Origin of the sequence: Streptomyces sp. V3I7 (genome assembly GCF_030817495.1) — a bacterium.
Classification (GTDB): Bacteria; Actinomycetota; Actinomycetes; order Streptomycetales; family Streptomycetaceae; genus Streptomyces.
In genome coordinates, this window is sequence record NZ_JAUSZK010000001.1 from 3,995,386 (window position 1) to 4,016,994 (window position 21,609).

22 protein-coding genes are annotated in these 21,609 nt (G+C 70.6%); 19 read left to right on the plus strand and 3 right to left on the minus strand.

Going from position 1 to position 21,609, the window contains the following annotated elements:
- Positions 1–10 precede the first annotated feature (10 nt).
- The 8 genes from map to truA all read left to right on the plus strand — a co-directional run bounded on the left by map (position 11) and on the right by truA (position 5,216).
- Positions 11–847 carry a type I methionyl aminopeptidase gene (map, locus tag QFZ74_RS18790; RefSeq protein WP_307624194.1) on the plus strand — a complete coding sequence of 279 codons (837 nt, stop codon included), beginning with the start codon at positions 11–13 and terminating at the stop codon, positions 845–847.
- Between the two features lie 151 nt (positions 848–998).
- Positions 999–1,220, plus strand: coding sequence for a translation initiation factor IF-1 (infA, locus tag QFZ74_RS18795; protein WP_004927214.1), 222 nt, complete (start codon positions 999–1,001; stop codon positions 1,218–1,220).
- Positions 1,221–1,278: 58 nt separating this feature from the next.
- On the plus strand, positions 1,279–1,392 hold the full coding sequence (rpmJ, locus tag QFZ74_RS18800; RefSeq protein WP_003998809.1) for a 50S ribosomal protein L36: 114 nt from the start codon (positions 1,279–1,281) through the stop codon (positions 1,390–1,392).
- Between the two features lie 186 nt (positions 1,393–1,578).
- Positions 1,579–1,959 (plus strand): 30S ribosomal protein S13, encoded by a 381-nt coding sequence (gene rpsM / locus QFZ74_RS18805; RefSeq protein WP_030811707.1) that lies wholly within the window; start codon positions 1,579–1,581, stop codon positions 1,957–1,959.
- A 66-nt stretch (positions 1,960–2,025) separates the two neighbouring features.
- Entirely contained in the window at positions 2,026–2,430 is a 405-nt protein-coding gene (gene rpsK, locus QFZ74_RS18810; protein WP_003956432.1) for a 30S ribosomal protein S11, read from the plus strand.
- A 182-nt stretch (positions 2,431–2,612) separates the two neighbouring features.
- A complete protein-coding gene (locus QFZ74_RS18815; RefSeq protein ID WP_069171149.1) occupies positions 2,613–3,635 on the plus strand; it encodes a DNA-directed RNA polymerase subunit alpha in 1,023 nt (340 codons plus the stop codon).
- A 159-nt stretch (positions 3,636–3,794) separates the two neighbouring features.
- A complete protein-coding gene (gene rplQ, locus QFZ74_RS18820) occupies positions 3,795–4,256 on the plus strand; it encodes a 50S ribosomal protein L17 (protein ID WP_307621959.1) in 462 nt (153 codons plus the stop codon).
- A 90-nt stretch (positions 4,257–4,346) separates the two neighbouring features.
- Positions 4,347–5,216, plus strand: coding sequence for a tRNA pseudouridine(38-40) synthase TruA (gene truA / locus QFZ74_RS18825; protein WP_307621960.1), 870 nt, complete (start codon positions 4,347–4,349; stop codon positions 5,214–5,216).
- 60 nt (positions 5,217–5,276) lie between these two features.
- On the opposite strand, the gene QFZ74_RS18830 is transcribed toward truA, so the two are convergent.
- Entirely contained in the window at positions 5,277–6,155 is an 879-nt protein-coding gene (locus tag QFZ74_RS18830) for a hypothetical protein (protein ID WP_307621961.1), read from the minus strand.
- A 324-nt stretch (positions 6,156–6,479) separates the two neighbouring features.
- Between QFZ74_RS18830 and rplM the strand changes: the two genes are divergently transcribed.
- From rplM to glmM, 3 genes are all read left to right on the plus strand, one after another.
- Complete coding sequence (rplM, locus tag QFZ74_RS18835) at positions 6,480–6,923, plus strand: 50S ribosomal protein L13 (RefSeq protein WP_276110719.1); 444 nt, start codon at positions 6,480–6,482, stop codon at positions 6,921–6,923.
- Positions 6,924–6,965: 42 nt separating this feature from the next.
- Positions 6,966–7,487: a 30S ribosomal protein S9 gene (gene rpsI / locus QFZ74_RS18840; RefSeq protein ID WP_307621962.1), complete on the plus strand. Its 522-nt coding sequence runs from the start codon at positions 6,966–6,968 to the stop codon at positions 7,485–7,487.
- A gap of 165 nt (positions 7,488–7,652) precedes the next feature.
- A complete protein-coding gene (gene glmM, locus QFZ74_RS18845; protein ID WP_307621963.1) occupies positions 7,653–9,011 on the plus strand; it encodes a phosphoglucosamine mutase in 1,359 nt (452 codons plus the stop codon).
- Here the strand turns inward: glmM and QFZ74_RS18850 are convergent.
- Together QFZ74_RS18850 and coaA are read right to left on the minus strand one after the other, a co-directional pair.
- A complete protein-coding gene (locus tag QFZ74_RS18850; RefSeq protein WP_307621964.1) occupies positions 9,008–9,949 on the minus strand; it encodes a DUF389 domain-containing protein in 942 nt (313 codons plus the stop codon). The two genes, glmM and QFZ74_RS18850, sit on opposite strands and share 4 nt — an antisense overlap.
- Positions 9,950–9,996: 47 nt before the next feature.
- A complete protein-coding gene (gene coaA / locus QFZ74_RS18855) occupies positions 9,997–10,965 on the minus strand; it encodes a type I pantothenate kinase (protein ID WP_307624195.1) in 969 nt (322 codons plus the stop codon).
- Positions 10,966–11,186: 221 nt separating this feature from the next.
- Here coaA and QFZ74_RS18860 point away from each other — a divergent pair, with 221 nt between their 5' ends.
- From QFZ74_RS18860 to tsaE, 8 genes are all read left to right on the plus strand, one after another.
- Positions 11,187–12,398: an acyltransferase gene (locus tag QFZ74_RS18860; RefSeq protein ID WP_307621965.1), complete on the plus strand. Its 1,212-nt coding sequence runs from the start codon at positions 11,187–11,189 to the stop codon at positions 12,396–12,398.
- Between the two features lie 140 nt (positions 12,399–12,538).
- Positions 12,539–14,386: a glutamine--fructose-6-phosphate transaminase (isomerizing) gene (glmS, locus tag QFZ74_RS18865; protein WP_307621966.1), complete on the plus strand. Its 1,848-nt coding sequence runs from the start codon at positions 12,539–12,541 to the stop codon at positions 14,384–14,386.
- Positions 14,387–14,952: 566 nt separating this feature from the next.
- Complete coding sequence (locus QFZ74_RS18870) at positions 14,953–16,008, plus strand: aldo/keto reductase (protein WP_307621967.1); 1,056 nt, start codon at positions 14,953–14,955, stop codon at positions 16,006–16,008.
- Positions 16,009–16,085: 77 nt separating this feature from the next.
- On the plus strand, positions 16,086–16,457 hold the full coding sequence (locus QFZ74_RS18875) for a holo-ACP synthase (RefSeq protein ID WP_307621968.1): 372 nt from the start codon (positions 16,086–16,088) through the stop codon (positions 16,455–16,457).
- 16 nt (positions 16,458–16,473) lie between these two features.
- Positions 16,474–17,910 carry an NAD(P)H-hydrate dehydratase gene (locus QFZ74_RS18880; protein WP_307621969.1) on the plus strand — a complete coding sequence of 479 codons (1,437 nt, stop codon included), beginning with the start codon at positions 16,474–16,476 and terminating at the stop codon, positions 17,908–17,910.
- Between the two features lie 589 nt (positions 17,911–18,499).
- On the plus strand, positions 18,500–19,663 hold the full coding sequence (gene alr, locus QFZ74_RS18885) for an alanine racemase (protein ID WP_307621970.1): 1,164 nt from the start codon (positions 18,500–18,502) through the stop codon (positions 19,661–19,663).
- A gap of 128 nt (positions 19,664–19,791) precedes the next feature.
- Positions 19,792–21,021, plus strand: a complete 1,230-nt coding sequence (locus QFZ74_RS18890) for an alpha/beta fold hydrolase (RefSeq protein WP_307621971.1) — start codon at positions 19,792–19,794, stop codon at positions 21,019–21,021.
- The gene (tsaE, locus tag QFZ74_RS18895; RefSeq protein WP_307621972.1) at positions 20,987–21,508 is read left to right on the plus strand and encodes a tRNA (adenosine(37)-N6)-threonylcarbamoyltransferase complex ATPase subunit type 1 TsaE; all 522 of its coding nucleotides are present in this window, start codon (positions 20,987–20,989) and stop codon (positions 21,506–21,508) included. Before QFZ74_RS18890 ends, tsaE begins: the two co-directional genes overlap by 35 nt.
- Positions 21,509–21,609: the final 101 nt, after the last annotated feature.

Genomic DNA, 21,609 nt, shown 5'->3' on the forward strand with positions numbered 1-21,609 from the left:
CAGGCCCCCCATGGTGCAGATCAAGACCCCCGAGCAGATCGCCAAGATGCGTGAGGCGGGGCTGGTCGTGGCCGCGATCCACGCGGCGACCCGGGAGGCCGCGGTTCCCGGCGCCAGCACCAAGGACCTGGACGAGGTCGCGCGCAAGGTGCTCGCGGAGCACGGCGCCAAGTCGAACTTCCTCGGCTACGGCGGCTTCCCCGCGACGATCTGCACCTCCGTCAACGAGGTCGTCGTCCACGGCATCCCCTCGGACGACGTCGTTCTGAAGAACGGCGACATCATCTCCATCGACTGCGGTGCCGTCGTCGACGGCTGGCACGGCGACGCCGCCTTCACCGCCTTCGTGGGTTCCGGCCACGCTCCCGAACTGGTCGAGCTGTCCCGGGTGACCGAGGAGTCGATGTGGGCCGGCATCGCCGCGATGAAGGTGGGCAACCGGCTCGTCGACATCTCCCGCGCCATCGAGACCTACATCCGCCGCCAGCCCAAGCTGGGCGGCGGCCGCTACGGGATCATCGAGGACTACGGCGGCCACGGGATCGGCACCGAGATGCACATGGACCCGCACCTGCTGAACTACGTCGAGCGCCGGCGCGGCAAGGGCAGCAAGCTGGTGCCGGGCTTCTGCCTGGCCATCGAGCCGATGGTCTCCCTCGGCACCCCGAAGACCGAGGTCCTCGAGGACGACTGGACGGTCATCACCACCGACGGCACCTGGTCCTCCCACTGGGAGCACTCCGTCGCCCTCACCGAACAGGGCCTTCTGGTCCTCACGGCCCCCGACGCCGGTAAGGCCAAGCTGGCCGAGTACGGCATCACGGCTGCCCCCGATCCGCTGGCGTAAGGATCGTCTCAATGGGCAGACTTCCCCGATTCGTCTTTCCGGGTGCGCTGACGTAGACTGACTCGTCGGCTCTCGTGCACCCGCATGTCCGCATGCGCCCGTAAGGGAAAGTGTGGGAGTCGATCAAGGTAGTCGATTCGAAGGGCGAAGCGTGGCCAAGAAGCAAGGTGCCATCGAGATCGAGGGCACTGTCGTCGAGTCTCTTCCGAACGCCATGTTCAGGGTCGAGCTCCAGAACGGCCACCAGGTTCTGGCACACATCAGCGGCAAGATGCGTATGCACTACATCCGCATCCTCCCTGACGACCGGGTCGTGGTGGAGCTGTCTCCGTACGACCTGACGCGTGGCCGGATCGTCTACCGGTACAAGTAGATCTTGTCTTCGTCTCGCTTCTCGCGAGGCGGTGGCACTGACCCGGAGAACCTCACTAATGAAGGTCAAGCCGAGCGTCAAGAAGATCTGCGACAAGTGCAGGGTGATCCGCCGTCACGGTCGGGTCATGGTCATCTGCGAGAACCCGCGCCACAAGCAGCGCCAGGGCTGACGCACGACCGATCCCTCTGCCTTCGCAGAGATTCGCGCGACGCAAGCTGAATATGTTCATACGCAGGGCCCGAGCCATCCAGCTCGACACCCCCGGTTCGGAGGCCGGGGACTCGGTTCGTACCTAGTACGGCGGCCGGGAGCCGGCTCTGCGGAAGACCTCCGAAGATTCACCAGGAGCCATTGAATGGCACGCGTTTCCGGTGTTGACATCCCGCGCGAAAAGCGCGTGGAGGTCGCCCTCACCTACGTGTTCGGCATCGGCCGGACCCTCTCGCAGGAGACGCTGGCTGCGACCGGCGTCGACCCGAACACCCGCGTTCGTGACCTCAGCGAAGAGCAGCTGGTCGCGATCCGCGAGTACGTCGACAACAACATCAAGACCGAGGGTGACCTTCGTCGCGAGATCCAGGCCGACATCCGCCGCAAGGTCGAGATCGGTTGCTACCAGGGTCTCCGTCACCGTCGCGGTCTGCCCGTCCGCGGTCAGCGCACCAGCACCAACGCTCGTACCCGCAAGGGCCCGCGTCGCGCCATCGCCGGCAAGAAGAAGCCGGGCAAGAAGTAGTCCGCAGCGGACACCTGTCCACGGTCTTCGCTGTAGGACCGACCACCTCCCGTAGGAGTTAAGTAGATGCCCCCCAAGGGACGTCAGGGCGCTGCCAAGAAGGTGCGCCGCAAGGAAAAGAAGAACGTCGCTCACGGCCACGCGCACATCAAGAGCACGTTCAACAACACGATCGTCTCGATCACGGACCCGTCCGGCAACGTGATCTCCTGGGCCTCCGCCGGCCACGTCGGCTTCAAGGGTTCCCGGAAGTCCACGCCGTTCGCCGCGCAGATGGCCGCCGAGTCGGCTGCCCGCCGCGCTCAGGAGCACGGCATGCGCAAGGTCGACGTGTTCGTCAAGGGCCCGGGTTCCGGTCGTGAGACCGCGATCCGCTCCCTGCAGGCCACGGGCCTCGAGGTCGGCTCCATCCAGGACGTCACCCCGACCCCGCACAACGGCTGCCGTCCGCCGAAGCGCCGCCGCGTCTGACCCAGTGCGGCGCGTTCCCCGCAGTAGCGGGGGTGTTCCGCGCCGCCGCGTCTGACGCACGGCTGCTTCAGCTGGCTGGTTCCGGGCGGTACGGCACCGTAAAAGGGCCGTGCCGCCCGTACCCTTGCAGTACATGGTCGGGCGTCAAATAGCGGGCGCCCCTGACTGAAGGACTCAAATCCATGCTGATCGCTCAGCGTCCCTCGTTGACCGAAGAGGTCGTCGACGAGTTCCGCTCCCGGTTCGTGATCGAGCCGCTGGAGCCGGGCTTCGGCTACACCCTCGGCAACTCCCTGCGCCGTACCCTCCTGTCGTCGATCCCCGGCGCTGCTGTCACCAGCATCCGCATCGACGGTGTCCTGCACGAGTTCACCACCGTGCCGGGCGTCAAGGAGGACGTCACCGACCTGATCCTCAACATCAAGCAGCTGGTCGTCTCCTCGGAGCACGACGAGCCGGTCGTGATGTACCTGCGCAAGCAGGGCCCGGGTCTGGTCACCGCCGCCGACATCGCGCCCCCGGCCGGTGTCGAGGTGCACAACCCCGACCTCGTCCTCGCCACGCTCAACGGCAAGGGCAAGCTGGAGATGGAGCTGACCGTCGAGCGCGGTCGCGGCTACGTCTCCGCCGTGCAGAACAAGCAGCTGGGCCAGGAGATCGGTCGTATCCCGGTCGACTCGATCTACTCGCCGGTGCTGAAGGTCACGTACAAGGTCGAGGCCACGCGTGTCGAGCAGCGCACCGACTTCGACAAGCTGATCGTCGACGTCGAGACCAAGCAGGCCATGCGTCCGCGTGACGCCATGGCGTCGGCCGGTAAGACCCTGGTCGAGCTGTTCGGTCTCGCCCGTGAGCTGAACATCGACGCCGAGGGCATCGACATGGGCCCGTCCCCCACGGACGCCGCCCTGGCCGCTGACCTCGCGCTGCCGATCGAGGAGCTGGAGCTCACGGTCCGCTCCTACAACTGCCTCAAGCGTGAGGGCATCCACTCCGTGGGTGAACTCGTCGCCCGCTCCGAGGCCGACCTGCTGGACATCCGCAACTTCGGTGCGAAGTCCATCGACGAGGTCAAGGCGAAGCTGGCCGGCATGGGCCTGGCCCTCAAGGACAGCCCGCCCGGATTCGACCCGACCGCCGCCGCGGACGCCTTCGGCGCGGACGACGACGCGGACGCGGGCTTCGTCGAGACCGAGCAGTACTGAGCGCTCCGCGAGGAGGGCCGTACTTCGGCTGCCGGCCGGCTTCGGCTGGTCGCGCAGTTCCCCGCGCCCCTTTGGGGCGCGGGTCTCCGACAGGCGACCGCCTGCTCGGATACTGACTCCGGTACCTGACACGGCCGGGGCAGACACCTAGGAGAAACAATGCCGAAGCCCACCAAGGGTGCCCGTCTGGGCGGCAGCGCCGCGCACGAGAAGCTGCTCCTCGCGAACCTCGCGAAGTCGCTGTTCGAGCACGGCCGCATCACCACCACCGAGGCGAAGGCCCGCCGCCTGCGCCCGTACGCCGAGCGTCTGATCACCAAGGCGAAGAAGGGTGACCTTCACAACCGCCGCCAGGTGCTCCAGGTCATCACGGACAAGGGCATCGTCCACACGCTCTTCACCGAGATCGGCCCGCGGTACGAGAACCGCCCCGGTGGTTACACCCGCATCACCAAGATCGGTAACCGTCGTGGCGACAACGCGCCCATGGCCGTCATCGAGCTGGTCGAGGCGCTGACGGTCGCCCAGCAGGCGACCGGCGAGGCCGAGGCCGCCACCAAGCGTGCGGTCAAGGAGTCCGAGCAGGCCAACGAGGCCGCCACGGAGTCCACGGACGCCTGAGGCATCACCTCGTGCTGAGCGGGTCCGCCCTTCGGGGCGGGCCCGCTTTCGCGTTTTTTCCAGGGGGCGCTGCCCTGAGAGGATTCTTCAGTGAGTGACGAAGCACAGCCCGGGTTCGTACGCATCCGCCTCGATCTGTCCTACGACGGCACCGACTTCCACGGCTGGGCCAAGCAGGCCGGCGGCCGGCGGACCGTGCAGGGCGAGATCGAGGACGCGCTGCGCACCGTGACGCGGTCCGGGGACACGACGTACGAGCTGACCGTGGCCGGGCGTACGGATGCCGGGGTGCACGCGCGCGGACAGGTGGCGCATGTCGACCTGCCCGTGGAGCTGTGGGCAGAGCACCGGGAGAAGCTGCTGAAGCGGCTCGCCGGGCGGCTGCCGAAGGACGTACGGATCTGGAGCCTGACCGAGGCCCCCGAGGGGTTCAACGCGCGCTTCTCGGCGATCTGGCGGCGCTACGCCTACCGCGTCACCGACAACCCGGGCGGCGTCGACCCGCTGCTGCGGGGCCACGTGCTGTGGCACGACTGGCCGCTCGACGTGGACGCCATGAACGAGGCCGCGCGGGCGCTGCTGGGGGAGCACGACTTCGCCGCGTACTGCAAGAAGCGGGAGGGTGCGACCACCATCCGCACGCTGCAGGAGCTGAGCCTGGTGCGCGACGCCGACGGGATCATCACGGCGACGGTCCGCGCGGACGCCTTCTGCCACAACATGGTGCGCTCGCTGATCGGGGCGCTGCTGTTCGTGGGCGACGGCCACCGGGGTCCGGAGTGGCCGGGGAAGGTGCTGGCCGCGGGTGTCAGGGACTCCGCGGTGCACGTCGTACGGCCGCACGGGCTGACGCTGGAGGAGGTCGGCTACCCGGCCGACGAGCTGCTCGCCGCGCGGAACAAGGAGGCGCGCAACAAGCGCTCGCTGCCCGCCGCCCGCGGTTGTGAGACCTGCCACTGACAAGGGCCGGCGCCCACGCTGGGTGAGGCCGGCCCGACAGTCGGTGGGGTGAGGGCGTCGCTAGCTGTTCGCCGCCGCCGCGGAGGCCTGGGCCTCGCCCCGGCGGCGGATCTGCCGGAACGTGAACTCGGCCAGGTCGTCGCCGGTGGAGAACACCCTGGTGTCCTTCGTGGTGACGTCCTTGCCGGTGGTGAAGCCCGTGATGGTGAAGTACGCGTAGCGGCCGAGCGAGTTGGTGGTCGAGCGGCAGACGGCCGAGTCGCAGAAGTTCCTGACGCCGCTGCCGGAGAGCGACTTCACGATGCTCTTCGTGTCCGCCTGGCCCTTGGCCCGCGAGGCCTGGGCCTCGGAGTCGAAGACGGCGACGCCGACGGTGACCGCGACGTCGTCCTTGACGTAGGTGACGCGCATCAGGCGGGTGCAGTCGTTGCTGCTGAGGATCTTGGGGAGCGTGCCCTGGGCGGCCGAGGCGCAGTTCTTCGTCTCGGTGACGGGGCCCTTCTTGTACAGGGTCTCGCCCATGGTCAGCTGGGTTCCGGGGAAGAGGATGCGGGCGCTGAGCGGTGCCGTGTCCTTCTTCGCGCTGGCTATGAAGTCCTTGGGGTCCAGCGGCGGCGGGGCGCTGGTGGGCGCGAAGGACGGCTCGGCGGCGGAGCCGCTGGGGATCGCCGCCGTCGAGGGCAGGCCGGTGGGATTGCCCGAGGCGTCGTTCTTGTCGTTCGCGGAGACCACGGCCATAGCCACGGCCGCGCCGACCGCGACGGTCGCGAGCGCGCCGCCTGCGATGAACAGCAGTCTGCGCCTCTTGTTCCGCGTCTCCGAGGCCTCGGCGAGCGCGGCCCAGTCCGGGGTCTGGTCGCCGTCGCTGCTCCAGGGCTGCTGGGATTGCGGTTTCCAGGGATCCCACTGGGACTGGGGTCCCCCCTGCCCATAAGTCATGGGGCGCATCTTAGATGAGCGCGTCCCGCCTTTGCGGACACGCCTGTTCAGGCCCCGTGCGGGGGTCCGGGCGGCGGCGGTGTCGGCCGGCGACAGTGCGCAGCTCGGGGCGCGTTTTGACCCGACCGTGGAAACGCGGGTATTCTGCTTCTTCGTTGTGTATTGGCTTGGCTCTTCTCACGGAACCGGCCCTTACACCGGTCCACCGGGCCGATGACCAGCGACCAGCGCGCGGTATGCGTCACCGCAGTGCGGTCAGGGCTGTCGTGATCGTCTTCGGTGACCTGTCAGGACCACTCACTGAAGAAGCGAAGGCTACGAACCGTGCGTACGTACAGCCCCAAGCCCGGCGATGTAACGCGCCAGTGGCACGTTATTGACGCTCAGGACGTCGTCCTGGGTCGTCTCGCGACCACCGCCGCCACCCTCCTCCGTGGCAAGCACAAGCCGATCTACGCCCCCCACGTCGACGCTGGTGACTTCGTCATCATCATCAACGCCGACAAGGTGCACCTCTCCGGCAACAAGCGGACCCAGAAGATGGCGTACCGCCACTCCGGCTACCCGGGTGGTCTGCGCTCCGTCCGCTACGACGAGCTGCTCGCGAAGAACCCCGAGAAGGCCGTCGAGAAGGCCGTCAAGGGCATGCTCCCCAAGAACACCCTGGGCCGTCAGATGCTCTCGAAGCTGAAGGTCTACTCGGGCGACCAGCACCCGCACGCTGCCCAGCAGCCGGTGCCGTTCGAGATCACCCAGGTCGCGCAGTAATTCCGGCCACCCCCTAAGACTGAAGAGAATCTGAGGAGAATCGTGGCCGAGACCACCGTTGAGCAGCCGGTCGAAGAGACCGAGGTTGTCGACATCGAGAGCTACACCACCGAGACCGAGCTCCCCGTCGAGGGCGAGTACACCTCGGAGTCCATGGCGTCCCGCTTCGGCGAGGCCCAGCCGGCCGCCGGCCTGGGCCGTCGCAAGAACGCCATCGCCCGCGTCCGGATCGTTCCGGGCACCGGCAAGTGGAAGATCAACGGTCGCACCCTCGAGGACTACTTCCCGAACAAGGTGCACCAGCAGGAAGTCAACGAGCCCTTCAAGGTGCTCGAGCTCGAGGGCCGCTACGACGTCATCGCCCGCATCGCGGGTGGCGGTGTCTCCGGTCAGGCCGGTGCGCTCCGTCTGGGTGTCGCCCGTGCGCTGAACGAGGCGGACGTCGACAACAACCGCGGCGCCCTGAAGAAGGCCGGCTTCCTCAAGCGCGACGACCGTGCGGTCGAGCGCAAGAAGGCCGGTCTGAAGAAGGCCCGTAAGGCCCCGCAGTACAGCAAGCGCTGATCTCGCTGCCTGCAGGTACTCCGAACGCCCCGGCGGCACGCCACAGTGCCGCCGGGGCGTTCGTTTATCACAGGCGGAAGGCGTATAACGACACAAGACGCTCAGAGGCTGATGTGATCGCACGTCAAGGCGCCTGCCACAACTGACGCTTCCTCAGGAGGACAAGTGGGACGACTCTTCGGCACGGACGGTGTACGCGGTGTCGCCAACGCGGACCTGACGGCCGAGATGGCGCTCGGCCTCTCCGTCGCGGCGGCCCACGTACTGGCCGAGGCGGGCACCTTCGAGGGCCACCGGCCCAGGGCTGTGGTGGGCCGGGATCCGCGCGCGTCCGGCGAGTTCCTGGAGGCGGCCGTGGTCGCGGGCCTGGCGAGCGCCGGTGTGGACGTCCTGTGCGTCGGCGTGCTGCCGACGCCCGCGGTGGCGCATCTGACCGGCGCGCTCGGCGCCGACCTCGGTGTCATGCTCTCCGCGAGCCACAACGCCATGCCGGACAACGGCATCAAGTTCTTCGCCCGCGGCGGCCACAAACTGGCCGACGATCTGGAGGACCGGATCGAGGCCGTGTACGAGTCGCACCGGCACGGTGAGCCCTGGGAGCGGCCCACCGGTGCGGGCGTCGGACGCGTGCGGTCGTACGACGAAGGCTTCGAGCAGTACGTCACCCACCTCCTCGGTGTCCTCCCGAACCGGCTCGACGGGCTGAAGATCGTCCTCGACGAGGCGCACGGCGCGGCCGCCGGTGTCTCTCCCGCCGCCTTCGCCCGCGCGGGTGCCGAGGTCGTCACCATCGGCGCCGAGCCGGACGGCCTCAACATCAACGACGGCTGCGGCTCCACCCACCTGGACAAGCTCAAGGCCGCCGTCATCGAGCACGGCGCCGACCTCGGCATCGCGCACGACGGCGACGCCGACCGCTGCCTGGCCGTGGACCACTGCGGCGACGAGGCCGACGGCGACCAGATCCTGGCCGTGCTCGCGCTGGCGATGCGGGAGCGTGCCGAGCTGCGCTCCGACACCGTCGTCGCGACGGTCATGTCCAACCTGGGCTTCAAGCTGGCCATGGAGCGCGAGGGCATCCGCCTCGTGCAGACCGCGGTCGGCGACCGCTACGTCCTGGAGGAGATGAAGAAGCACGGCTTCGCCCTCGGTGGCGAGCAGTCCGGGCACGTCATCATCCTCGACCACGCCACCACCGGCGACGGCACGCTGACCGGCCTGCTGCTCGCGGCCCGCGTCGCGCAGACCGGCCGTACGCTGCGCGACCTCGCGTCGGTCATGGAGCGGCTGCCGCAGGTGCTCATCAACGTCCCGGACGTCGACAAGTCCCGCGTGCGGACCTCCGCGGACCTCGCGACCGCGGTCACCGAGGCCGAGCGTGAACTGGGCACGACCGGGCGGGTGTTGCTCCGTTCCTCCGGCACCGAGCCGCTGGTGCGCGTGATGGTCGAGGCCGCCGACATCGAGCAGGCGCGGTCGGTGGCCGGCCGCCTCGCCGACGCGGTGAAGTCCGCCCTTGGCTAACGGAGTTCGGCGGCACGCTGACGATTCCTGGCCCAGAAGAACTTCTGGGCCAGGAGCGTGAGGGTGCCGGCCAGGACGATGCCCAGCAGGTTCAGCAGGAGCTGCTCCGTGGAGCCCCAGGCCTGCTTGTACTCGCTGTAGGTGAAGGCCACGGCGGCGTTGGCCGCCGCCGGGACCGTCGTGACCGAGATCGCCACGCCCACCAGCGCGCTCGACTTCGCCGACGTCAGCGACAGGGTGCCGGCGGCGCCCGCGAGGACGGCGACCACGAACGAGAACGCGTCCGGCCGGTAGATGAAGTTCGTGTTGGGCCGCTCGGCCTCCAGCTGGACCTTCGTGATCAGGCCGACGGCGTCCAGGAACCAGGTGAAGCCGACCGTCACCAGCATCGCCACCGCGAAGCCGACCAGCAGCGCGGCCAGCGAGCGGAGTGCCAGCCGCGGGGCGCGCTGGACCAGGGCCGTGCACAGGCCGGCCAGCGGTCCGAACTCCGGACCCACCGCCATCGCGCCCACGATGAGGATCGCGTTGTCGAGCACCACACCGCAGGCCGCGATCATCGTGGCGAGGGTGAGGAAGGCGACGTAGGTGACCGAGAGCGTCGACTCCTCGTGCGTCACGTCGGTGAGGTGCTCCCACAGCACCGCGTCCGCACCCTCGCCGGGCGCCTCGTCCCTCGCCTCGTCGGCCCGCCGGGACAGCGACAGGTCGATGCTCTCGACGGCGATCGAGCCGTCGGCGTCCAGGCCCAGCGCCCGGAGCTCGCCGATGAGCTCGTCGCCCGCCTCCCGGGCCACGTCGCACATGACGACGTCCCCGGCGGGGTTGCGGGCGGCACCCGGCACGACCACGAGGTGGGTGGCGCCGACCGTCCCCTCGATCACACGGACCACGTCGTCGGTCAGGCGGGCCGGGGTGATCAGGCGCAGATGCAGCATGACGCCTTTTTAGCAGCCGGGTCCCGGAGCCCGTTCACCCGAGGCCGCTACAGCTTGCGCAGCCTCAGGCGCTGGACCTTGTGGTCGGCGCCCTTGCGGAGGATGAGGCCGGCGCGGCCGCGGGTCGGGGCGATGTTCTCCACCAGGTTGGGCTTGTTGATGGTCCGCCAGAGGGTGCGGGCGTAGTCCAGGGCCTCCTCCTCGGAGACCTGGGTGTACTTGCGGAAGTACGACGACGGGTCCTGGAAGGCCGTCGCGCGCAGCTTGCGGAACCGGCTGACGTACCAGCTCTCGATGTCCTCGGCGCTCGCGTCGACGTACACGCTGAAGTCGAAGTAGTCCGCGAGGCCGACCCGGGTGCGGCCGTCCTTGCCGGGCAGCGCGGGCTGGAGGACGTTGAGGCCCTCGACGATGAGGATGTCGGGGCGCCGGACGGTGAGCTTCTCGCCCGGGACGATGTCGTAGATGAGGTGGGAGTAGACGGGCGCCGTCACCTCGTCCTTGCCGGCCTTGATGTCGGCGACGAAGCGGGTGAGCGCGCGGCGGTCGTAGGACTCGGGGAAGCCCTTGCGCGACATGAGGCCGCGGGCCTGGAGTTCCGTCGTCGGCAGCAGGAAGCCGTCCGTCGTCACCAGCTCGACGCGCGGGTGCTCGGGCCAGCGGGACAGCAGCGCCTGGAGGAGGCGGGCCACGGTGGACTTGCCGACGGCGACCGAGCCCGCCACGCCGATGACGAAGGGCGTGCCCGACTGGGAGCCCTTCTCGCCGAGGAACGTGTTGAGCGCGCCGCGCAGCCCGTGGGTGGCGCCGACGTAGAGGTTGAGGAGCCGGGACAGCGGGAGGTAGATGTCACGCACCTCGTCGAGGTCGATGACATCGCCGAGGCCGCGCAGCTTCTCGACCTCCTCCGCGGTGAGCGGCAGCGGCGTCTTCTCGCGCAGCGCGCTCCACTCGGCTCGGGTGAGGTCGACGTAGGGAGTCGCCTCCGGCCTGTGCCGGTGGGCGCTCCGGGGCATCGAGGAGACCGGTGAGATCACAGTCCATTGTTAACGGAGTTCGAACAGACCGGAGCGTGGGGTCGGTCACGCCCGGCGGATGGGGCGGTGCGCCTGCCTGGGGAGTCGGGGCCGAAAGGCCGCGGGCGGCGGGAGCGGGTTTTTCCGTTTCCCCGGATGCCGTGTGAAGGTGGGGGCCTTACGGCCCCAGTTCAGCGGATGACACCGGAAGCGGTGGACGGATGACCCAGACGGATCACGTAGGACCGGTCGGCACGGCCACGGCAGAAGGCAGCGGAACGCCGGCCGGATCCGACGTACCGTCCCTGGCCGCGCCTCCCGCGGCGCGGACGTCCGGTGCGCGGTCCCCGGATCACGGGTCCCGGCTGGCCGCGCTGGACGGACTGCGGTTCCTGGCGGCGCTGGCCGTGGTGTTCTTCCACTTCGTCGGCCAGGCGCCGGTGACGGTAGAGAACATCTGGGGCCGCCCGTACCAGGCCCTGTTCCCCGACTCGCACGGCTACTTCGCCTACGGCCGGCTCGGCGTCGACCTGTTCTTCCTGATCAGCGGGTTCGTCATCTGTATGAGCGCCTGGGGCCGCTCGCCGCGGGACTTCTTCATCTCGCGGGTGACCCGGCTGTACCCGATGTACTGGATCGGGGTCGTGGTGTCGGCGGCCGTGATCTACCTGGTCGACACCCCCTTCGGACATCCCAACCCACGGGTGGTCTTCGCCAACCTCACGATGCTCCAGAAGCCGCTCGGCGTGGACGACCTGGACTCGGTCTACTGGACGCTCTGGCCGGAGCTGTGCTTCTACCTCACCTTCGCGGTGGTGGTGTGGAAGGGGCTCACCTACCAGCGGGTGGCGATCTTCTGCGGGATCTGGACGGTCGCCGCGGTGCTGGCGCCCGCCGCGCACATCCCGTTGCTGACGCTGCTGGTCAACCAGAACTCCGCGCCGTACTTCATCGCGGGCATAGCCTTCTATCTGATGCACCGGTTCCGGTCGACGCCGCTGCTGTGGGGGATCGTGCTCATGTCGTGGCTGCTGGCGCTGCATTTCCTGCTGTCCCCCAACGGCGGCCGCGTCAACTGGGACGCCTGGTCGCCGTGGCGCGGCTGGCTGGTCCTGGTGATCACCGTGTTCTTCGCCCTGATCGCCGCGATCGCGCTCGGCTGGACGAGCCGGATCCGCTGGCGGTGGCTGTCGGTCGCGGGGACGATGACCTTCCCGCTGTACCTGCTGCACGACGTGATCGGCATGACCATCGTGTACCGCTACGGCGACCGGGTGGATCCGCGGGTGCTGGTCGTGAGTTCGGTGGCGGGCCTGGTGCTGCTGGCCTATCTCGTGCACCGGTTCGTCGAGCGGCCGATGGCGCTGCGGATGCGACGCTGGCTGAACAGCGCGTCCTTCGGTCTGGAGGCGCCGGAGCCGCGCCGCCGCTGAGCCGCGCTGTTTAAGCGCCCTTCGGGTGTCCCTCCGGCGCCTCTCCAACGCCTCGAACCCCGGCGAGAATTTCCGAATTCGGGCAGGATCAAGGCCGTTCCGACCGCTGGCAGTCGCTGACAGCCCTTAGGCTGCCGCTCATGTGCGGAATCGTGGGATACGTGGGATCGCAGTCGGCGCTCGACGTGGTGATGGCCGGACTGAAGCGCCTGGAGTACCGGGGGTACGACTCGGCGGGTGTCGCCATGCTCGCGGACGGCGGGCTCGCCTCCGCGAAGAAGGCCGGAAAACTGGTCAACCTCGAGAAGGAGCTGGTCGAGCACCCGCTGCCGACCGGGCACACGGGCATCGGACACACCCGGTGGGCCACGCACGGCGCCCCCACGGACGCCAACGCCCACCCGCATCTCGACAACGCGGGCCGGGTCGCCGTCGTCCACAACGGCATCATCGAGAACTTCGCCGCCCTGCGCGCCGAACTGGCCGAGCGCGGCCACGACCTGGCCTCCGAGACCGACACCGAGGTGGTCGCGCACCTGCTCGCCGAGGAGTACTCCTCCAGCGGCGACCTCGCCGAGGCGATGCGGCTGGCGTGCCGGCGCCTGGAGGGCGCGTTCACGCTGGTCGCCGTGCACGCGGACGAGCCGGACGTGGTCGTGGGCGCGCGCCGGAACTCCCCGCTGGTGGTGGGCGTTGGAGACGGTGAGGCCTTTCTCGCCTCGGACGTCGCCGCGTTCATCGCCCACACGCGGTCGGCGATCGAGCTGGGTCAGGACCAGGTGGTGGAGCTGCGCCGCGACGGGGTCACGGTGACCGGCTTCGACGGCCGCCCGGCCGAGGTGCACTCCTACCACGTCGACTGGGACGCGTCGGCCGCGGAAAAGGGGGGTTATGACTACTTCATGCTCAAGGAGATCGCCGAGCAGCCCAAGGCGGTCGCCGATACGCTGCTGGGCCGTATCGACGCGGCCGGTTCGCTGACCCTGGACGAGCTGCGCATCAGCGCCTCCGAACTGCGCGAGCTGGACAAGGTCGTCATCGTCGCCTGCGGTACGGCCTTCCATGCCGGGATGATCGCCAAGTACGCCATCGAGCACTGGACGCGCATCCCGTGCGAGGTGGAGCTGGCGAGCGAGTTCCGTTACCGGGACCCGATCCTGGACGCGCGGTCCCTGGTGATCGCCATCTCGCAGTCCGGCGAGACCATGGACACCCTGATGGCGCTGCGGCACGCCCGCGAGCAGGGCTCCAAGGTGCTGGCGATCTGCAACACCAACGGCTCGACCATCCCGCGCGAGTCGGACGCGGTGCTGTACACCCACGCCGGCCCGGAGGTCGCGGTCGCCTCGACCAAGGCGTTCCTCACGCAGCTCGTCGCCTGCTACCTGGTCGCGCTCTACCTGGGCCAGGTGCGGGGCACCAAGTGGGGCGACGAGGTGAGCGTCGTCATCCGGGACCTGTCGCGGATCGCCGGTGCGGTCGACCGGGTCCTGGAGACCATGGAGCCGGTACGGGCGCTCGCGCGCTCCCTCGCCGGGAAGAAGACGGTGCTGTTCCTCGGCCGGCACGTGGGCTACCCGGTGGCGCTGGAGGGTGCGCTCAAGCTCAAGGAACTGGCGTACATGCACGCGGAGGGCTTCGCGGCGGGCGAGTTGAAGCACGGTCCGATCGCGCTGATCGAGGAGGACCTGCCGGTGGTGGTCGTCGTCCCGTCGCCGCAGGGCCGCTCCGTCCTGCACGACAAGATCGTCTCCAACATCCAGGAGATCCGGGCGCGGGGTGCGCGCACGATCGTCATCGCGGAGGAGGGCGACGAGGCGGTCGTCCCGTACGCCGACCACCTGGTCCGCATCCCGGCGACCCCGACGCTCCTTCAGCCGCTCGTGGCCACGGTGCCGTTGCAGGTGTTCGCGTGTGAGCTGGCGACCGCGCGGGGCAACGAGGTGGATCAGCCGCGGAACCTGGCGAAGTCGGTGACGGTGGAGTGAGGGGCCCGCAGCCCTTGCCCTGAAGCGGACTGCACATGGCCCTCGCAGCAAGTTGCGAGGGCCATGCGGGTGATTACAGTGGAAATTGATTCCTATGTGGCTCATGCGACAGAGGGGCATGTCATGAACGCTAGCCATTGGAAGCGACCCATCGTCTGGAGCTCGGCCCTCGTCTTCGCCCTTTCCCTGGCCGGCGTGCAACAGGCTTCGGCCGCTTCGCCGAGCGAGACCCACGCGAGTGTGTCCACGGCCGTCGAGAGGCCACGGGACTACGACCGGGGCTACAGGGATGGCTTCAGGTGGGGCTTCAGGGATGCCAGACAGGACTGCCGATGGGACGGGATAGGGCGTTCCTTCAGGGACTACTCCTACGAACGTGGCTTCCGTGACGGTTATCGCGACGGATTCAGGCAGGGGATCCGGCAGTTCTGCCGTCACTGAGCTTGCCGGGTAATCAACACGGATGGCGCAGGCGGGTGTTCAGCGGCTCCTCTCCTTGCCCTGAAGCGGACTCCAACTCGTAGGGTCGCGGCGTTCTCAACATGGCTGCGATCTAGGAGAGTTGCATGCGCCATCGCGTTCTGGGCGGTACCGGCATCGAGGTCAGCGCCTACTGCCTCGGCACCATGATGTTCGGCAGTGTCGGCAACCCCGACCACGACGAGTGCGTCCGGATCATCCACGCCGCGCTCGACGAGGGGATCGACTTCGTCGACACGGCCGACATGTACTCGGCCGGGGAGTCGGAGACCATCGTCGGCAAGGCGCTCAAGGGCCGTCGCGACGACGTGGTGCTCGCGACCAAGGTCCACTTCCCGATGGGGGAGGGCCCCAACCGGGGCGGAAACTCCCGTCGGTGGATCGTCCGGGCGGTGGAGGACAGCCTGCGCCGGCTGGGCACGGACTGGATCGACCTGTACCAGGTGCACCGCCCTGACCGCACGACCGACGTCGAGGAGACGCTCTCCGTCCTGACCGATCTGGTACGCCAGGGCAAGGTCCGGGCGTTCGGCTGCTCCACCTTCCCGGCGGACGAGATCGTGGAGGCCCACCACGTGGCCGACCGTCGAGGGCTCCACCGGTTCCGCACCGAGCAGCCGCCGTACTCGCTGCTCGCCCGTGGCATCGAGAAGCACGTGCTGCCCGTGGCGCAGCGCCTGGGCATGGGCGTGCTGACCTGGAGCCCGCTGGCCTCCGGCTTCCTGACCGGCCGCTACCGCCAGGGCCAGGACCTCGATCTGAGCCGCGGGCGTCCCACCATCAACCCGGCCCGCTTCGACCCCGACGCCCCGCTCACCGCCGCGAAGCTGGAGGCGGTGGAGCGGCTCGTCGCCGTCGCCGACGAAGTGGGCTGCACGCTGCCGGAGTTGGCCGTCGCCTTCCCGCTCGCGCACCCCGCCGTCACGTCCGTGATCGTCGGCCCGCGCACGATGGAGCAGCTCCGGGACACGCTCAAGGGGGCGTCCGTGGTCCTGGACGACGCCGCGCTCGACCGGATCGACGAGATCGTGCCGCCCGGCACCGACCTCTACCCGCCGGACGGCGCGTGGGCCCCGCCGGCCGTGACGACCCCGTCCCTGCGCCGCCGCCCGTCCGACGCCAGGGCTGCCGCCGGCCGCTGACCGGGAACGGCAACCGGGGCGAGGCGGCGCGGCGCGAGCTCGCCGTGGCGTGAACGCGGCGCCGTAAGGTGCGAGGCATGAGCATCATCGGGGTCGGTATCGACGTGGCCGAGATCGACCGGTTCGGGGCGTCCCTGGAACGTACGCCCGGGCTGGTCGACCGGCTCTTCCTCAAGAGCGAGCTGCTGCTGCCCAGCGGGGAGCGGCGCGGCATCGCGTCCCTTGCCGTCCGCTTCGCCGCCAAGGAGGCCCTGGCCAAGGCGCTGGGCGCGCCGTCCGGCCTGTACTGGACGGACGCGGAGGTGTTCGTCGAGGAGTCCGGGCAGCCGAGGCTGCGGGTGACCGGGACGGTGGCGGCGCGCGCGGCCGAACTCGGCGTGCGGTCCTGGCACGTGTCGCTCAGTCATGACGCCGGGGTCGCCTCGGCGGTGGTGATCGCCGAAGGGTGACGGCAGACTCGACGTTATGCGAACCGCGTACAGCGTCGAGACGGTCCGAACAGCCGAGCGGGAGCTGATGGCCAGGCTCCCGGACGGTGCCCTCATGCAGCGTGCCGCCGCCGGGCTCGCCGCCGCCTGCGCCGACATCCTCGGCGGGGTCTACGGCAGCCGGGTCGTCCTGCTGGTCGGCAGCGGCGACAACGGCGGCGACGCCCTCTACGCCGGTGCCCGGCTCGCCCGGAGAGGCGCGGGCGTGACCGCCGTCCTGCTGTCGCCCGACCGCACCCATCCCGGCGGGCTCGCCGCGCTGCGCCGGGCGGGCGGCTCCGTCGTACGACCCGAGGCCGCCGAGGGGCCGATCGATCGGGCCGACCTGGTCGTCGACGGCATCGTCGGGATCGGCGGCAAGGGCGGGCTGCGCCCGGACGCGGCACGGCTGGCGGAGGCGGCCGAGCGGTCGCGGGCCGCCGTGGTCGCCGTCGACCTGCCGAGCGGCGTCGAGGCGGACACGGGGGAGGTGCGCGGCGACGCCGTACGGGCCGACTTCACCGTGACGTTCGGGGCGTACAAGCCGGCGCTGCTGATAGATCCAGGGCGGGAGTACGCCGGTTTCGTGCGCCTCGTCGACATCGGGCTCGATCCGTATCTGCCGGACGAGCCGGACGTGGAGGCGCTCCAGCACGCCGACGTGGCCGCGCTGCTGCCGGTGCCCACCGCCGAGAGCGACAAGTACCGGCGCGGTGTCGTCGGCGTCGCCGCCGGGTCGGCGCGCTATCCGGGCGCGGCGGTGCTCGCCGTTGCGGGCGCGCTGCACGGTGGGGCCGGGGCCGTGCGGTACGTCGGGCCCGCCGCCGACGAGGTCATCGCCCGCTTCCCCGAGACGCTCGTGTCCGACCGGGGCCCGCGCAAGGCGGGGCGCGTGCAGGCCTGGGCCACGGGACCGGGCGCCGGGGACGACGCGGCCACCGTGGCGGAGGTCCTCGCGGCCGACGTCCCCGTGCTGATCGACGCGGACGGGCTGCGCCTGGCCGACCGGGATGCCGTACGGGAGCGCACCGCCCCGACCCTGATGACCCCGCACGCCGGGGAGGCCGCCGCCCTGCTCGGCGTGGACCGCGAGCAGGTCGAGCGCGCCCGGCTCACCTCCGCCCGCGAACTCGCCGCCCGCTACGGCGCCACCGTCCTCCTCAAGGGCTCGACCACCCTCGTCGCCGGCCCGGACGGCGGCCCCGTACGCGTCAACGCCACCGGCACCCCGTGGCTCGCCACCGCCGGAAGCGGCGACGTGCTCTCCGGCCTGGCCGGCTCCCTGCTGGCCTCGGGCCTGGCACCGCGCGACGCGGGCAGCGTGGCCGCCTACCTGCACGGCCTGGCCGGCCGGTACGCATCCGACGGCGCCCCGGCAGCCGCCCAGGACGTGGCCGCCGCGATTCCGGACGCGTGGCGGGACGTGCGGGACTGACGCGGGGCGGGGCGTGTGATCGGCGGGTGCGCCGGATGTACGAACTGGCGGGATGTGCGGGACTGACGCGCGGCGGGCGCGTGCGCGATGCGCGCGGGGTGTGCGGCGGCGCGGGAGGTGTGATCGGCGGGCGGGCCGGGCGTACGGACTGGTCGGCCGATACGCGTCCGGCGGCGCCCCGGCGGGCGCCCAGGACGTGGCCGCCGCGATTCCGGGTGCGGGGCGGGATGTGCGGGACTGACGCGCGGCGGGCGCGTGCGCGATGCGCGCGGGGTGTGCGGCGGCGCGGGAGGTGTGATCGGCGGGCGGGCCGGGCGTACGGGCTCGTCGGCCGATACGCGTCCGGCGGCGCCCCGGCGGGCGCCCAGGACGTGGCCGCCGCGATTCCGGGTGCGTGACGGGACGTGCGGGACCGACGCGGGACTGGCGCGTGCGCGACGCGCGCGGGGTGCGTTGCGGGGCGTGCGATTGGCGGGTGCGCCGGGGGTGCGGACAGGGCGGGTGGAACGGTCCGTGGGCGGCGTACCCGGGGGCGTCGCCGAGGCTGCGCCCCGGGGGTGGCGGAGGGCTCTGAGAGACTGGGGGCGCCATGAACAAGACAGCAGCTGCCCCGACCGCGCCCCTGCGCGCCCGCGCCGAGATCGACCTGGCCGCCCTGCGGGCCAACGTGCGGGCCCTGCGAGCCCATGCGCCGGGCGCGGCCCTGATGGCCGTGGTGAAGTCCGACGCCTACGGCCACGGCGCGGTGCCCTGCGCCCGCGCCGCCGTCGAGGCGGGCGCGACCTGGCTCGGCACGGCCACCCCGGAGGAGGCGCTCGCGCTGCGCGAGGCCGGCCTGACGGGGCGGATCATGTGCTGGCTGTGGACCCCGGGCGGGCCCTGGCGGGAGGCCATCGAGGCCGACCTCGACGTGTCGGTCAGCGGCATGTGGGCGCTGCGCGAGGTGACCGAGGCGGCCCGGCAGGCCGGCCGGCCCGCGCGCGTACAGCTCAAGGCCGACACCGGGCTCGGGCGTAACGGCTGCCAGCCCGGCGACGACTGGGCCGAACTGGTCGCCGCCGCCCTGCGCGCCGAGCGCGAGGGCCTGCTGCGCGTCACCGGCCTGTGGTCGCACCTCGCCTGCGCCGACGAGCCCGGCCACCCCTCCATCCAGGCCCAACTCGCCTGCTTCCGGGAGATGGTGACGTATGCCGAACAGCAGGGCGCACGCCCCGAGGTGCGGCACATCGCCAACTCGCCGGCCACGCTCACGCTGCCCGAGAGCCACTTCGACCTCGTCCGCACCGGCATCGCGGTGTACGGCATCTCGCCCAGCCCCGAGATCGGCGTCCCGGCCGACTTCGGTCTGCGCCCGGTGATGACCCTGTCGGCGTCGCTGGCGCTGGTGAAGCACGTCCCCGGCGGACACGGCGTCAGTTACGGGCACCACTACGTCACTCCGGGCGAGACAACCCTCGGCCTCGTGCCCGTCGGCTACGCGGACGGCATCCCGCGGCACGCCTCCGGCACCGGCCCGGTCCTGGTCGGCGGCAAGTGGCGGACGATCGCCGGGCGGGTCGCCATGGACCAGTTCGTGGTCGACCTGGGCGGCGACGAGCCCGAGACCGGCGCGGAGGCCGTCCTCTTCGGCCCCGGCGACCGCGGCGAGCCGACCGCGGAGGACTGGGCGCAGGCCGCGGGCACGATCGGGTACGAGATCGTCACCCGGATCGGATCGCGCGTTCCCCGCGTCTATGTGAACAGCGGCTTGTAAGACCGGCAAGAATCGCCACAGCCACAGCCACAGCGGCAAAACAGATACCGCAAGTCGCAACAGGCACCACACCAGCAACACGCGCAACACCCCCCACCGAACGCAGCACGGCGAAGAGGAGCGGTTACGTGAGCGAGAGCAGCGCGGAGGCCGTCGCGGAAGCCGCCACGGCGGCCGTCGCCTCCGCCACGGGGGCCGGCTGGCGCCGGGCCACCGGCGTCGCCGGGACCGCGATAGGCGTGCTCGCCGCGGGCGCCGCCGCCGGTGTCGCGCTGGAGCGGATGACCGTCGGCCGCGGGATGCGCCGCCGGGCCCGGCTGGCGCTGGACTCGGCCGGACCGTACGGCACCCTGCGCGGCACCCCGGGCAAGGCGTACGCCGACGACGGCACAGAGCTGTACTACGAGGTCGACGACGTCGAGCCCGAGGGCGGACCGGCGCCCCGGCGGCGCCGGCTCTTCGGCCGCAAGGCGCCCGCCCCCGTCACCGTCGTCTTCAGCCACGGCTACTGCCTCAACCAGGACTCCTGGCACTTCCAGCGCGCGGCGCTGCGCGGCGTCGTCCGGACCGTGCACTGGGACCAGCGCAGCCACGGACGCTCCGGGCGGGGCGGCGGCACACCCGTCACCATCGACCAGCTCGGCCGCGACCTGAAGGCCGTCATCGACGCGGCCGCGCCCGAGGGGAAGATCGTCCTGGTCGGCCACTCCATGGGCGGCATGACGGTGATGGCGCTCGCCGCGCACTACCCTGACCTGATCCGCGACCGGGTCGTCGCCACCGCCCTCGTCGGCACGTCCCCGGGACGGCTCGGCGAGGTCAACTTCGGGCTGCCCGTCGCCGGCGTCAACGCGGTGCGCCGGGTGCTCCCCGGAGTGCTGAAGGCGCTCGGGCAGCAGGCGGCACTGGTGGAGAAGGGCCGCCGGGTGACGGCCGATCTGTTCGCCGGGGTCATCAAGCGGTACTCGTTCGCGTCCCGGGACGTGGACCCGGCCGTCGAGCGGTTCGCCGAGCGGATGATCGAGGCCACGCCCATCGACGTGGTCGCCGAGTTCTACCCGGCTTTCACCGAGCACGACAAGACCGAGGCCCTCGCCTGCTTCACCGGCATGCCGGTACTGGTGCTGGCCGGGGTCCAGGACCTCGTCACGCCCAGCGAGCACAGCGAGGCCATCGCCGACCTGCTGCCCGACGCCGAGCTGGTCCTCGTCCCCGACGCCGGTCACCTGGTGATGCTGGAGCACCCGGAGGTGGTCACCGACCGGCTCGCCGACCTGCTCACCCGCGCGGGCGCCGTACCGGCAGGGGCTACCGTAATGGGCTATGGAAGCACCAGCAGCGCCGCAGGACCCGGCTGACCCCAACGCCGTGGAGATCACGATCAACGCCCCGGAGCAGATGCGGGAGTTGGGCCGCAAGCTCGCCGAGCTGCTGCGCGCGGGCGATCTCGTGATGCTCAGCGGGGAGCTCGGTGCGGGCAAGACGACGCTCACCCGCGGACTCGGCGAGGGGCTCGGTGTGCGGGGCGCCGTCACCTCCCCGACCTTCGTGATCGCGCGGGTGCACCCCTCGCTCGGCGACGGCCCGCCCCTCGTCCACGTCGACGCCTACCGGCTGGGCGGCGGCCTGGACGAGATGGAGGACCTCGACCTCGACGTCTCGCTGCCCGACTCGGTGATCGTCGTGGAGTGGGGCGAGGGCAAGGTCGAGGAGCTGACCGACGACCGGCTCCAGGTCACCATCCACCGCGCCGTCGGCGACACCACCGACGAGGTCCGGCACGTGACGCTGACCGGCCTCGGCGGCCGCTGGGGCAGCGTGGACCTCGGGGCGCTCACCGCCTGAACTTTCCGACGACATGTCGGCAAGACGTTGCGCCGGACGTGTCGGGCGTGGTCACATGGAATCCAGTCCGTAGTTAGGTGTGCCTAACTACGCCCGCCCCC

Excerpts from the sequence above, each read along its gene's own strand:
- map (WP_307624194.1), top strand. The coding sequence starts at position 11 with ATGGTGCAGATCAAGACCCCCGAGCAGATCGCCAAGATGCGTGAGGCG.
- rpmJ (WP_003998809.1), top strand. The coding sequence starts at position 1,279 with ATGAAGGTCAAGCCGAGCGTCAAGAAGATCTGCGACAAGTGCAGGGTG.
- rpsM (WP_030811707.1), top strand. The coding sequence starts at position 1,579 with ATGGCACGCGTTTCCGGTGTTGACATCCCGCGCGAAAAGCGCGTGGAG.
- rpsK (WP_003956432.1), top strand. The coding sequence starts at position 2,026 with ATGCCCCCCAAGGGACGTCAGGGCGCTGCCAAGAAGGTGCGCCGCAAG.
- QFZ74_RS18815 (WP_069171149.1), top strand. The coding sequence starts at position 2,613 with ATGCTGATCGCTCAGCGTCCCTCGTTGACCGAAGAGGTCGTCGACGAG.
- rplQ (WP_307621959.1), top strand. The coding sequence starts at position 3,795 with ATGCCGAAGCCCACCAAGGGTGCCCGTCTGGGCGGCAGCGCCGCGCAC.
- QFZ74_RS18830 (WP_307621961.1), bottom strand. The coding sequence starts at position 6,155 with ATGACTTATGGGCAGGGGGGACCCCAGTCCCAGTGGGATCCCTGGAAA.
- QFZ74_RS18850 (WP_307621964.1), bottom strand. The coding sequence starts at position 9,949 with ATGCTGCATCTGCGCCTGATCACCCCGGCCCGCCTGACCGACGACGTG.
- coaA (WP_307624195.1), bottom strand. The coding sequence starts at position 10,965 with ATGCCCCGGAGCGCCCACCGGCACAGGCCGGAGGCGACTCCCTACGTC.
- QFZ74_RS18860 (WP_307621965.1), top strand. The coding sequence starts at position 11,187 with ATGACCCAGACGGATCACGTAGGACCGGTCGGCACGGCCACGGCAGAA.
- glmS (WP_307621966.1), top strand. The coding sequence starts at position 12,539 with ATGTGCGGAATCGTGGGATACGTGGGATCGCAGTCGGCGCTCGACGTG.
- QFZ74_RS18870 (WP_307621967.1), top strand. The coding sequence starts at position 14,953 with ATGCGCCATCGCGTTCTGGGCGGTACCGGCATCGAGGTCAGCGCCTAC.
- QFZ74_RS18875 (WP_307621968.1), top strand. The coding sequence starts at position 16,086 with ATGAGCATCATCGGGGTCGGTATCGACGTGGCCGAGATCGACCGGTTC.
- QFZ74_RS18880 (WP_307621969.1), top strand. The coding sequence starts at position 16,474 with ATGCGAACCGCGTACAGCGTCGAGACGGTCCGAACAGCCGAGCGGGAG.
- alr (WP_307621970.1), top strand. The coding sequence starts at position 18,500 with ATGAACAAGACAGCAGCTGCCCCGACCGCGCCCCTGCGCGCCCGCGCC.
- tsaE (WP_307621972.1), top strand. The coding sequence starts at position 20,987 with ATGGAAGCACCAGCAGCGCCGCAGGACCCGGCTGACCCCAACGCCGTG.